Genomic DNA, 11,344 nt, shown 5'->3' on the forward strand with positions numbered 1-11,344 from the left:
CGTGTCGGGGAGTGATGCACGATGGCGGGCGCACCCGTCCTGTTCAACGCCCTGGGCCCGCTGCCCGCGGCCCCCCCCGGCCCCGCGCCGGAGGTGCCGGCGCGCGTCGACGTGGCCGTGGTGGGCGGCGGGGTGATCGGCCTGTCGGTCGGATGGCGGCTGCTCCGCCGCGGGCTCACCGTCGCGGTCTTCGACGCCGGCGTGGCGGGCGGCGGCACCAGCTCCGCCGCCACCGGCATGCTGGCCGCGGAAGCCGAGCACGAGCCCGGCGGCGACCCGCTGCTCGGACTCTGCCTCGAAAGCCTGGCGCTGTGGCCCGCCTTCCGCGACGAGCTCGAAGCCGACGCCGGCCTCTCCATCGACTATTGGGAGAAGGGCACGCTGGTGGTCGCGGTCGGCCGCGACGAGGTGGACCGCCTGCGCGCCCGCCACGCCCTGCAGCTCCGCGCCGGGCTCGACGCCCGCTGGATGGGCCCTTCCGCGGTGCTCGACCTCGAACCCGGCCTGCGCCCCAACGTGTCGGGCGGCATCTTCTGCCCCGGCGACCATCAGGTCGACCCCCGCCTCACCGTCGCGGCCCTGCGCGCGGCCTTCGTCCGCCGCGGCGGACGCCTGGTCGAGGGCGCCGCGGTGGATGCGCTCGACCTGTCGGGGGGACGCGTCGCGGGCATCACGATCGGCGGGCGAGTCTGCCGGGCCGACACGGTCGTGATCGCCAGCGGCGCCGCCGCGGCCTCGGGCGGCCTGCTGCCCGCGGGGCTGCACCTGCCGCTGCGCCCGCTCAAGGGCCAGTCCATGGCGCTGAGGCCGCGGCCGCGGTTCGGCCGGAACCAGCCGCTGCCGCTCGACCACGTCGTCTGGACCGCCGAGGTCCACATCGCGCCGAAGTCCGACGGCCGCATGATCGTCGGTGCCACCATGGAGGAGGCCGGCTTCGACCCCCACGTCACGGCGGGCGGGCTCTACGCCCTGCTGGAGGGCGTGCGGCGCGTCCTGCCCGGCGTCGAGGAGATGGCGGTCGAGGGCGTGTGGGCCGGCTTCCGCCCGACCACGGAGGACGACGCGCCGGCGCTCGGCGCCTGCGCGGTGCCGGGGCTCGCCTTCGCGGCCGGGCACCACCGCAACGGCTACCTGCTGGCCCCCGTCACGGCGCGGGCGGTCGAGGAACTGGTGATCGAGGGCGCGGTGGCGGGCGCGGCGGCGGGGTTCGGCATCGGACGGTTCGCGGGGAGGGACGCATGAGGCTGACGGTCAACGGCGAGGCGCGCGACACCGAGGCCCGCAACCTCGCGGCGCTGTGGGCGGCGGAGACCGCGCATCTGAGGGTTCCCACGGATGCGGGTGCTTGGGGAAGCACGGGGGACGAAGCTGCAGGAGAGGGGGCACCCGCGCCCGCTGGCGCCCCTGAGCCGCCCTCGCGCCGCGGCTTCGCCATCGCGCTGAACGGCGAGGTGGTGCGGGCGGCGCGCTGGGACGACACGAGGATCAACGAGGGCGACCGGGTGGAGATCATCCGCGCCGTGGCGGGAGGCTGACATGACGGACGACGCACACCAGGTCGACGACGCGCTGGTCATCGCGGGGCAGCGCTTCTCGTCGCGCCTCATCCTCGGCACGGCCGGCTATCCGACGCAGCGCATCATGGCCGACGCCGTGGAGGCCTCGGGCTGCGACATGGTCACGGTGTCGATGCGGCGCATCTCGCTCGACGGCCACGGCTCCGACACGGTGAGCCTGCTCAAGGGCCGCCGCTTCCTGCCCAACACGGCGGGCTGCGAGACGGCGCGCGACGCCATCCTCACCGCCGAGCTCGGCCGCGAGGCGCTGGGCACCGATTGGGTCAAGCTCGAGATCATCGGCGACCGCGAGACCCTCTATCCCGACGCGGTCGAACTCCTCAAGGCGACGGAGAAGCTGGTCGAACTCGGCTTCGTCGTGCTGCCCTACTGCTTCTCCGACCCCGTGCTGTGCCAGCGCCTAGCCGACCGCGGCGCCGCGGCCGTGATGCCGCTCGGCTCGCTGATCGGCTCGGGGCTCGGCGTGTCCGACCCGGCGCTGCTGGAGCACCTGTGCCGCCGCTCGCCCGTGCCGGTGATCGTCGACGCCGGCCTCGGCACGGCCTCGGACGCGACGATCGCCATGGAGCTCGGCGCCTCCGCGGTGCTGCTCAACACGGCGGTCTCCAAGGCCGACGATCCGGTGCTGATGGCTCGCGCCTTCCGCCACGCGGTGGAGGCCGGGCGCCTCGCGCACCGCGCCGGCCGCATCCCGGCCCGCCGCCGCGCCGAGCCGTCGAGCCCGCAGATGGGCCTCCTCGGCTCGTGACGCTTCCGGTCTCCGGCAGGCCTCTGCCGGGGAGGCTGCTGGTCGTCACCGACCGGCACCAGGCGGCGGAACCGCTGCCCGAACTCTGCGGGGCGCTGCTCGCCGCGGGCCTGCGCTGGCTGTGGCTGCGCGACCGCGACCTACCCCCGGCGGAGCGGCGCGCGCTGGCGCTCGACCTCGCGGCCCGCGCGGCGCAGCACGGCGCCGCGCTGACGGTGGGGGCCGACGTCGCGCTGGCCGTGGAGGTCGGCGCCGGCGTGCAGCTCGGCGCCGGGGCGGATGTCGCGGCGGCGCGGCGGCGGCTCGGGCCGGGCGCGCTCGTCGGCGTGTCGGCGCATTCCCTCGCCGACCTGCGCGCCGCGCGCGACGCCGGCGCCGACTACGCGACGCTGAGCCCGGTCTTCCCGTCGCGGAGCAAGCCCGGCTACGGGCCGGCGCTGGGGCTCGACGGGCTGCGGGCCGCCGCCGCGGTCGGCCTGCCGGTGCTGGCGCTCGGCGGGATCACGGCGGGGATGGCGGGCGGGTGCCTGGAGGCCGGCGCCGCCGGCGCCGCCGTGATGGGCGATGCGATGCGGGGCGGGGCGGGCTTCGTCGCGGGGTGGCCGGCGGTGCGATGAGCTATCCCGCCCCCACCAGCCCGTGGAACGATCGGAGCAGCCCCGCGTCGAGCTTCCCGCCCATGGCGACCAGGGCGGCGAGGGCGTCCCGCGGCGGCTTCGGCGCCTTGTAGGGGCGCCGCTCGATCAGCGCCGCGTAGATGTCGCAGATCGTCACTAGGCGCGTCAACGGCGACACCTTCTCGCCGCCGAGCGCGTCCGGGTAGCCGGAACCGTCGACGTATTCGTGGTGGTGGCGCACGATGTCGAGCAGTTGCGGGTCGAAGCCCCCCTGCCGGACGAGCATGTCGTAGCCGACCTGCGGGTGCGTCCGCATCACCTCCGCCTCCGAGGGCGACAGCGGCCCGGCCTTGTTGAGGACCGCGTGCGGGATGGCGGCCTTGCCGATGTCGTGGACGAGCGCCGCCTGCGCGATCAGCCGCTGCCCCTTCACGGTCACGCCGAGGCGGGCCGCGAAGCCGGCCGCGAGCCCCGCCACGAGCAGGCAGTGCTGGTAGGTGACGTCGTCGTAGGAGCGCACCACGTCGAGCCAGGCGCCGATGCGCCCGCCGCCGACGCCCGCCATCACGGCGCCGGCCCCCTGTTCCAGGCTGGCGGGCGCGATCGGCCGGCCGCGCCGCGCGGCCTCGAACATGTCGCCGAAGGCCGCCGCCGCTTCGCGCGCGCTCGCCACCGCGGCGGGGGGGAGCGCCGGGCGTCGGGGTGCGGCGCGGCCGGCCCCGACCATCTGCTTGGCGGTGAACAGGATCTGGGCGTCGGAGGCGTCGCGCGGCAGCACCGCCGTGGCCTCGATCGCTTCGGCCTGCGCCATGGCGTCCGGGCCGTCGCTCCGCGCGAGGCACAGCACGGGGACGCCCGGATCGACGCGGTGGTGCGCCAGGACGGCCTGCAGGGCCGCCAGGGCGGCAGGGTCGTCGAGCGCGGCGTCGCAGACGATGAGGCCGTGCTCGGCCGACGCGGGGGCGCTCTGCCCCGGACCCACCAGGGTGCAGGGCTCGACGGCATCCATGATCTGCCGAAGCCGGTGGCCTTCCTTCAGCCGGTCCGTCAGCAAAAGCACCCGCGGGGTCCTCCGGTCCGCAGACGCCCCGGCCGCGAGGGGAGGGGGCATCCTGCCGCGTGGTCGATCCCGGGCGGCTCGGGCTGGTCAGACTACGCCGCGCCCCGAAACCCCGCAACGGGGCGGCGCAGGGCCGGGCGCCGCTCCCTTGAACAGGGTGAAGGTTCTCTTGCATGCAGCGGATCGCCGCGCCGGCCCGCCATCCGCACCCGCTCCGGCGCCGCGGCTTGCCAAAGCCGGCCCGAACCGCGACAGCGGGGCCACGATCGACCGCGGAGGCCGCGCCCGTGAACCCCGTCTTCGCCGACCTGCCCACCACCGTCTTCGAGACCATGTCGCGCCTGGCGCGCCAGCACGGGGCCGTGAACCTCGGCCAGGGCTTCCCGGACGACCCCGGCCCGCTCGACCTCCGCCGGCGCGCCGCCGAGGCTGTGGTCGACGGCTGGAACCAGTACCCGCCCATGATGGGCCTGCCCGAGCTGCGCCAGGCCGTCGCCGACCATTACGGCAGGCACCAGGGCCTCGCCCTGTCGGCCGAGGACGTCATGGTGACGTCGGGGGCGACGGAGGCGCTCGCGGGCGCGCTGCTGGCGCTGATCGAACCCGGCGACGAAGTGGTGCTGTTCCAGCCCATGTACGACGCCTACCTGCCGCTCGTGCGCCGCGCCGGCGGCGTGCCGCGCTTCGTCACGCTGCGGCCGCCGCAGTGGGACTTCTCGGACGAGGACCTCGCCCGCGCCTTCTCGCCCCGCACCCGCGTCGTGCTGTTCAACTCGCCCCTCAACCCGTCCGGCACGGTGTTCGCGCGCCCCGCGCTGGAGCGGCTGGCGCGGTTCTGCGCGGCCCACGACGCGGTCGCGCTCTGCGACGAGGTGTGGGAGCACATCACCTTCGACGGCGCCGAGCACGTGCCGATGATGAGCCTGCCCGGCATGCGCGAGCGCACCGTCAAGGTGGGGTCGGCGGGCAAGATCTTCGGCCTCACGGGGTGGAAGGTCGGCTTCACGGTGGCGATGCCGCGGCTGATGCGCGTCCTGTCCAAGGCCCACCAGTTCCTCACCTTCACCACGCCGCCGAACCTGCAGAGCGCCGTCGCGTATGGCCTCGGCAAGGACGGCGCGCACCTCGACGAGCAGCGCGCGGCGCTGCAGCGCTCGCGCGACCGGCTGAGCGCGGGCCTGTCCGAGCGCGGCTTCACGGTGCTGCCGACGGCGGGGACCTACTTCCTCAACGTCGACCTCGGGCCGCTCGGCGTGACGGACGACGCCGCCTTCTGCGAGCGGCTGGTGGCCGAGCGCGGCGTCGCGGCCGTGCCGGTGTCGGCCTTCTACGCGGAGGATCCCGTGCGCAGCGTCGCGCGCTTCTGCTTCGCCAAGACGGACGCGACGCTCGACAGCGCGCTGGAGCGGCTCGACGGGGTGGCGGGGCGCGCCGCCTGAAGCCTCCCCGGACGAGCCGACCGCCCGTCCGGGAAGCGCGTCAGGCCGCGGGCGGCTCGGGGGCCGCCTCGGGCGGCGCCGGCCGCTCCACCTCGACCTGCAGCGCCGCGAGGTGGTCGGCGGCCGCCAGGGCGGCCGCGCGCTCGACGGCGCGGAAGCGCGTCACCAGCGCGAGCCCGAGGGCCGTGAGCCGCGCGCCCCCGCCCCGCCGCCCGCCGGCCTGGCACTCGACCACGGGCTTGCCGAAGATGGTGTTGATCTCCTCGACCAGCTCCCAGGCGCGGCGGTAGGACATGTCCATGGCGCGCCCGGCCGCCGAGATGGAGCCGAAGGCGGCGATCTTCTCCAGCAGCTCGATCTTGCCCGGGCCGATGCGCCCGCCGGGATCGAGGTCGATCCTGAGGCTCAGCGACGCCACGCACATCCCTCCGCGCCGGCCTGCCTCGTCGCCCATGTGCCCGTTCGTCCCGATGCCGCCGCTGCGGGGCAGGGGAGCGAACACGGGCCACCCTCGGCTTGTCAATCCGCCGCGCCGGCCGCGGCCGCGGCATGCGGCGGTGGACACGCGGCTGTCGCTGTGCGTTGTCGCATACGACGCCGGCGGCCGACAGGTCGCCGGCGCCTTCGTTCATGAGACGGGACTCGACCCATGTTCACCTGCGTAGGCTACGCCACCTCGGCGGCCGACCGGCCGCTCGGCCCCATCTCCTTCGAGCGCCGCGACCCCGGCCCGAAGGACGTGCGCATCGACATCCAGTATTGCGGCGTGTGCCATTCCGACCTGCACCAGGCCCGCAACGAGTGGCAAAACACCCTCTATCCCTGCCTGCCCGGCCACGAGATCGTGGGCCGCGTCACCGCGGTCGGATCCGACGTCACCAAGTTCAAGGTCGGCGACCTCGCCGGCGTGGGCTGCCTCGTCGACAGCTGCCGGGACTGCCCGTCGTGCGCGGAAGGGCTGGAGAACTACTGCGAGAAGGGCCAGACCTTCACGTACAACAGCGAGGACAAGGTGTCGGGCGGCCTGACCTTCGGCGGCTACAGCCAGGCCGTCGTGGTCGACGAGGGCTTCACGCTCAAGATCCCGCAGAACCTCGACCTCAAGGCCGTGGCGCCGCTGCTCTGCGCCGGCATCACCACCTATTCGCCCCTGAAGCACTGGAAGGTCGGCCCCGGCCAGCGCGTCGGCATCGTCGGGCTCGGCGGCCTCGGCCACATGGGCGTCAAGCTCGCCCACGCCATGGGGGCCCACGTGGTGCTGTTCACGACCTCGCCCGGCAAGGCCGAGGACGCCAGGCGCCTCGGTGCCGCCGAGGTGGTGGTGTCGCGCGACCCCGACGCCATGGCGGCGCAGGCCGGCACCTTCGACTTCATCCTCGACACGGTGGCGGCCAAGCACGACATCAACGCGCTGCTGAACTGCCTGAAGCGCGACGCCACGCTGTGCCAGGTCGGCGCCCCGAACCAGCCGCTCGACACCAACGCCTTCGGCCTGATCTTCAAGCGCCGCAACTTCGCGGGCTCGCTGATCGGCGGCATCGCCGAGACGCAGGAGATGCTCGACTTCTGCGGCCAGCACGGCCTCACGGCCGACATCGAGATGATCCGCATGGAGGAGATCGAGGCGGCCTTCGCCCGCATGGTGCGGAGCGACGTGAAGTACCGCTTCGTGATCGACATGGCGACGATGCCCGCCGCCGCCTGAGCGGCCGTCCGCGGGGCCGGACGGCGCCTCGCTGTTCCCGGCCGGGAACGGCGGGTCGGCTTCCGGGTCCGCGGTGCCGGCAGGCCGGCGCCGTCGCGGCCCGTTCAACCCCCGGCGTTGCCCCTCGCGCCGCCGCGGTGCACCATGGCGGCGACGGGACGCGCTCCCGCCGCCACCCGGAGGCTCCATGAGCCGCACACGCCGCCTGCGCCTCGGCGCCTTCATGCGCCCGGTCGCGATCCACACCGGCTCCTGGCGCTATCCCGGCGCCTATCCGGACGCGAACTTCAACTTCGCCCACATCAAGCGTTTCGCACAGCGGCTGGAGGCCGCGAAGTTCGACGCCTTCTTCATGGCGGACCACCTCGCCGTGCTGAACATGCCGGTGGACGCGCTGAAGCGCAGCCACACCGTGACCTCCTTCGAGCCCTTCACGCTGCTGTCCGCCCTCGCGGCCGTGACGGAGCGCATCGGCCTCGTCGCCACGGCCTCGACGACCTTCGACGCGCCGTACCACGTGGCGCGCCGCTTCGCCTCGCTCGACCACATCTCGAACGGCCGCGCGGGCTGGAACATCGTCACCACCGCCAACCCGGACGCGGCGCTGAACTTCGGCCAGGACGGGCAGATGGACCACGCCGACCGCTACAAGCGGGCGCGCGAGTTCTACGACGTCGTCACGGGCCTGTGGGACAGCTTCGCCGATGACGCCTTCGTGCGCGACGTCGAGAGCGGGGTCTACTTCGACCCCGGGAGGATGCACGTGCTCGGCCACGAGGGCCCGAGCCTCAAGGTGCGCGGGCCCCTCAACATCGCCCGCGCGCCGCAGGGCTGGCCCGTGGTGGTGCAGGCCGGCTCCTCCGAGCCGGGCCGGCAGCTCGCGGCCGAGACCGCCGAGGTCGTGTTCGCGGCCGAGGCCTCGCTCGGCAAGGCGCAGGGCTTCTACGCCGACGTGAAGGGGCGCATGCGCGCGCTCGGCCGCGACCCGGACCACTGCAAGATCCTGCCCGCCGCCTTCGTGGTGGTGGGCGACACGGTCGAGGAAGCGCGGGCCAAGCGCGCGCGGCTCGACGCGCTGGTCCACTACGACAGCGGCATCGGCTCGCTCAACGGCATGCTGGGCACCGACGTGTCGGGCTACGACCCGGACGGGCCGCTGCCCGAGATCCCCGAGACCGAGGCCAGCAAGAGCGGCCGCGCCCGCATGGTCGCCATGGCGCGCGAGGAGGGGCTCACCATCCGCGAGCTCGCGGCCCGCGCCGGCTCCTACGCGGGCCTCGCCTTCGTGGGCACGCCCGCCACGATCGCCGACGGCATGGAGGAGTGGCTCGACGGCGACGCCTGCGACGGCTTCAACCTGATGTTCTCCGACCTGCCGGCCGGCCTCGACGACGTCGTGGAGCGCGTCGTGCCCGAGCTGCAGCGCCGCGGCCTGTTCCGCCGCGACTACGAGGGCCCGACGCTGCGCGACAACCTCGGCCTGCCGCGGCCTGCGAACCGCTTCTTTGCCTAAGCGTCCCGCCCTCCGCACCGACCGCCTCGACGCCCTCGCGCGCCGCCTCGACCGCGACGCCGCGGCGGGGCTGATCGCCGGCGCGCAGGTCGTCGTCGGGCGCCGCGACGGCGTCGCCTTCGAGCACGCGGCCGGCTGGCGCGACGCCGCCGCGCGCGACCCGCTGCGCCCCGACGCCGTGTGGCGCATCTTCTCCATGACGAAGCCGATCGTCAGCGTCGCCGCCATGGTCCTGGTCGAGCGCGGCGAGCTGCGGCTCGACCAGCCCGTCGCGGAGCTGATCCCCGCCTTCGCCGACCTCCGGGTCGCGGCGCCGGGCGGCGGCACCGTGCCGGCCGCCGCCGCCCCGACCGTGCAGGACCTCCTGCGCCACACGGCCGGCCTCGCCTACGGCTACCTCGACGGCGGCCCGGCCGGGCGGGCGCTGGCGCGCGACGGTTTCCTCGGCGCCGACCTGCCGCTGGGGGAACTCGTCGAGCGCCTCGCCGGCTTCCCGCTCGAACATCAGCCCGGAAAACTCTGGCACTACAGCCACGCCACCGAGGTGCTCGGGCGCACGGTCGAGGTCGCGACGGGGCTGGGCCTCGGCGCCGCGCTGCGCGCGCTGGTGCTCGATCCGCTCGGCATGGCCGACACGGGCTTCCTGCTGCCCGAGCGGGACCGCGCCCGCGTGGCCGAGCCGCTGCCGCAGCCGCCGGGCGCACGGCCCCGCTTCTTCGACCCCTGCATCCCCCGCCGCCACGAGAGCGCCGGCGGCGGGCTGGTCTCGACGGCGGCCGACTACGCGCGCTTCTGCCGGATGGTGCTCGGCCGCGGCACGCTCGAGGGCGCGCGCGTGCTCGGCCCCGCCACCCTGGCCCTGATGACCGCCGACCACCTCGGGCGCGACACCGGGCGCGCCAGCTACTACCCGCCGGGGCCGGGCTACGGCTTCGGCCTGGGCTTCGCGGTGCGGGTCGCGGCCGGCGAGGCGCCGTTCCCGGGCACGCCGGGCGACGTCTTCTGGAGCGGCGTCGGCGGCACCTACTTCTGGGTCGACCCGGCGCGGGACCTCTTCGCCGTGCTGATGCTGCAGTCGTCGTCGGCCGAGCAGCGGCAGGGCTACCGCACGCTGGCGCGCGCCATGGTCTACGCCGCGCTGGACTGACGCGCTCCGGCCGCGCCGAGCCCGAGCCCGCCGGCCGCGAGGCGTGGTATCGAGCGACGGCAGGGGAGGGGACACCATGGACAAGGAACGGGTCGGCTTCGTGGGCGTGGGCCTGATGGGCCACGGCATGGCGCGCAACATCGTCGACAAGGGCTGGCCCCTGTCGGTGCTGGGCTACAAGCGGCGCGAGGCCGTCGAGGACCTCGTGGCGCACGGCGCCCGTGAGGTCCGCTCGGCGCGCGAGCTCGCGGAGAACAGCGACGTCGTGGTGCTCTGCGTCACGGGCTCGCGCCAGGTCGAGGCCTTGGTGGAGGGGCCGGACGGGCTCGCCTCCGCGGGCGTGCCGCTGGTGGTCGTCGACTGCTCGACCTCCGAGCCCGCCTCGACGGTGCGCCTCGCCGCCGCGCTCCAGCCGCACGGCATCGCGCTGGTCGACGCGCCGCTGAGCCGCACGCCCAAGGACGCCTGGGCGGGCAACCTCGACGTGATGGTGGGGGGCGACGAGGCCGCGGTCGCGCGGGTGCGCCCGATCATCGACTGTTTCGCGGGCCGCGTGGTGCCGACCGGGCCCGTGGGCACCGGCCACACGATGAAGCTGCTCAACAACTTCGTGTCGCTCGGCTACGCGGCCATCTATTCGGAGGCCCTGATGCTCGGCGCCAAGGCCGGGCTGACCCCGCAGGTGTTCGACGCGGTGATCCGCGGGGGGCGCATGCACTGCCCGTTCTACGACACGTTCTTCACCTACGTGCTCGAACGGGACCGAGACGCGCACAAGTTCACCCTGTCCAACGCGCTGAAGGACCTGACCTACCTCGCGGGCTTCGCGCAGGCGGCCGAGGTGGCCAACCCGGTCGGCGCCGCGGTGCGCAACAGCTTCGCGGCCGCGGTGGCGGGCGGGCGCGGCGCCGACTACGTCCCCATGCTGTCCGACATCGTCGGGGACGCCAACGGCGTCGCCCGGAGCTGAAGACGGTCGAGGGCGGCCGACCCCGCCCTCACGGCCCGTCCTTGCGCCCCTGGCACAGCACCACGGGCGTCGCCAGCGCGTTGGCGAAGCCCGTGTCCTGGTAGACGGTGACGTTCTGCTGCCCGCGCGTCAGCATGAACGAGCCCTGCACCACGCTGGGCGAGCCGCCCGCCGTGGCGAGCGTCCAGGAATAGGTGCAGATCTGGGTCGGCGCCGCGGGGTCGACATGGCTGCACAGGAGCTGCGCGCCGCCGAGCTGGGCGAAGCCGCCGCAGGAGAAGGCCGGCCCCGCCATCGCGGCGCCCGGCGCGAGCAGCGGCGCCAGGAGTCCCGGCGCCGCCAGCGCCGTCCGCCATCCCCGTTTCCTCATCGCGATCCTCCGCTGCGCAGTCGGCCCGGCCCATGCGGCCCCGGCATGCCAGCCCGGACGCCGCCCCGCTTGTCCGACGAATGCTGAACCGTTACATGCGGATCATAAGCATGTCTATGAAACGCATGCTGACGGGCAGGGCGGCGCCGGTCCGCCCCGGAGCGCGTGGAGCCGGCCTTGAACTTTCCGTCCTCCCCC

At 74.7% G+C, this 11,344-nt stretch carries 12 protein-coding genes; 9 read left to right on the forward strand and 3 right to left on the reverse strand.

The genetic code is table 11. From position 1 onward, the window contains the following. The first annotated feature begins 21 nt into the window (after positions 1–21). From thiO to L7N97_RS13860, 4 genes are read left to right on the forward strand one after another with little or no spacing between them, the layout of a single operon-like run. Positions 22–1,242, forward strand: a complete 1,221-nt coding sequence (thiO, locus tag L7N97_RS13845; protein ID WP_237478938.1) for a glycine oxidase ThiO — start codon at positions 22–24, stop codon at positions 1,240–1,242. Beyond that, positions 1,239–1,535: a sulfur carrier protein ThiS gene (thiS, locus tag L7N97_RS13850; RefSeq protein ID WP_237478939.1), complete on the forward strand. Its 297-nt coding sequence runs from the start codon at positions 1,239–1,241 to the stop codon at positions 1,533–1,535. The genes thiO and thiS overlap by 4 nt, the downstream gene beginning before the upstream one ends. 1 nt (position 1,536) lies before the next feature. After that, positions 1,537–2,325 (forward strand): thiazole synthase, encoded by a 789-nt coding sequence (gene thiG, locus L7N97_RS13855; RefSeq protein ID WP_237478940.1) that lies wholly within the window; start codon positions 1,537–1,539, stop codon positions 2,323–2,325. Next, positions 2,322–2,942 (forward strand): thiamine phosphate synthase, encoded by a 621-nt coding sequence (locus L7N97_RS13860; protein ID WP_237478941.1) that lies wholly within the window; start codon positions 2,322–2,324, stop codon positions 2,940–2,942. The genes thiG and L7N97_RS13860 overlap by 4 nt, the downstream gene beginning before the upstream one ends. A 1-nt stretch (position 2,943) precedes the next feature. On the opposite strand, the gene L7N97_RS13865 is transcribed toward L7N97_RS13860, so the two are convergent. Next, positions 2,944–4,002 carry an HD-GYP domain-containing protein gene (locus tag L7N97_RS13865; protein WP_237478942.1) on the reverse strand — a complete coding sequence of 353 codons (1,059 nt, stop codon included), beginning with the start codon at positions 4,000–4,002 and terminating at the stop codon, positions 2,944–2,946. Between the two features lie 287 nt (positions 4,003–4,289). On the opposite strand from L7N97_RS13865, the gene L7N97_RS13870 reads away from it, so the two are divergent. After that, a complete protein-coding gene (locus tag L7N97_RS13870; protein ID WP_237478943.1) occupies positions 4,290–5,441 on the forward strand; it encodes an aminotransferase in 1,152 nt (383 codons plus the stop codon). Positions 5,442–5,481: 40 nt separating this feature from the next. Here L7N97_RS13870 and L7N97_RS13875 read toward each other — a convergent pair whose 3' ends face one another. Next, positions 5,482–5,859, reverse strand: a complete 378-nt coding sequence (locus L7N97_RS13875; RefSeq protein WP_237478944.1) for a winged helix-turn-helix domain-containing protein — start codon at positions 5,857–5,859, stop codon at positions 5,482–5,484. 231 nt (positions 5,860–6,090) lie between these two features. On the opposite strand from L7N97_RS13875, the gene L7N97_RS13880 reads away from it, so the two are divergent. The 4 genes from L7N97_RS13880 (at position 6,091) to L7N97_RS13895 (ending at position 10,776) form a co-directional block, all read left to right on the forward strand. Continuing rightward, positions 6,091–7,146, forward strand: a complete 1,056-nt coding sequence (locus tag L7N97_RS13880) for an NAD(P)-dependent alcohol dehydrogenase (RefSeq protein ID WP_237478945.1) — start codon at positions 6,091–6,093, stop codon at positions 7,144–7,146. Between the two features lie 187 nt (positions 7,147–7,333). Beyond that, positions 7,334–8,659, forward strand: a complete 1,326-nt coding sequence (locus L7N97_RS13885) for an LLM class flavin-dependent oxidoreductase (RefSeq protein WP_237478946.1) — start codon at positions 7,334–7,336, stop codon at positions 8,657–8,659. Next, positions 8,652–9,806 (forward strand): serine hydrolase domain-containing protein, encoded by a 1,155-nt coding sequence (locus L7N97_RS13890; protein ID WP_237478947.1) that lies wholly within the window; start codon positions 8,652–8,654, stop codon positions 9,804–9,806. The genes L7N97_RS13885 and L7N97_RS13890 overlap by 8 nt, the downstream gene beginning before the upstream one ends. 43 nt (positions 9,807–9,849) lie before the next feature. Next, positions 9,850–10,776: an NAD(P)-dependent oxidoreductase gene (locus L7N97_RS13895; RefSeq protein WP_309242798.1), complete on the forward strand. Its 927-nt coding sequence runs from the start codon at positions 9,850–9,852 to the stop codon at positions 10,774–10,776. A 28-nt stretch (positions 10,777–10,804) separates the two neighbouring features. Here the strand turns inward: L7N97_RS13895 and L7N97_RS13900 are convergent, their stop codons facing one another. Beyond that, positions 10,805–11,146: a hypothetical protein gene (locus tag L7N97_RS13900; RefSeq protein WP_237478949.1), complete on the reverse strand. Its 342-nt coding sequence runs from the start codon at positions 11,144–11,146 to the stop codon at positions 10,805–10,807. Positions 11,147–11,344: the final 198 nt, after the last annotated feature.

The organism is Lichenibacterium dinghuense (genome assembly GCF_021730615.1).
GTDB lineage: Bacteria > Pseudomonadota > Alphaproteobacteria > Rhizobiales > Beijerinckiaceae > Lichenihabitans > Lichenihabitans dinghuensis.

Bases quoted from the DNA above. Each gene is read 5' to 3' on its own strand.
- L7N97_RS13880 (WP_237478945.1), top strand. From the start codon at position 6,091: ATGTTCACCTGCGTAGGCTACGCCACCTCGGCGGCCGACCGGCCGCTC.
- L7N97_RS13885 (WP_237478946.1), top strand. From the start codon at position 7,334: ATGAGCCGCACACGCCGCCTGCGCCTCGGCGCCTTCATGCGCCCGGTC.
- thiS (WP_237478939.1), top strand. From the start codon at position 1,239: ATGAGGCTGACGGTCAACGGCGAGGCGCGCGACACCGAGGCCCGCAAC.
- thiG (WP_237478940.1), top strand. From the start codon at position 1,537: ATGACGGACGACGCACACCAGGTCGACGACGCGCTGGTCATCGCGGGG.
- thiO (WP_237478938.1), top strand. From the start codon at position 22: ATGGCGGGCGCACCCGTCCTGTTCAACGCCCTGGGCCCGCTGCCCGCG.
- L7N97_RS13900 (WP_237478949.1), bottom strand. From the start codon at position 11,146: ATGAGGAAACGGGGATGGCGGACGGCGCTGGCGGCGCCGGGACTCCTG.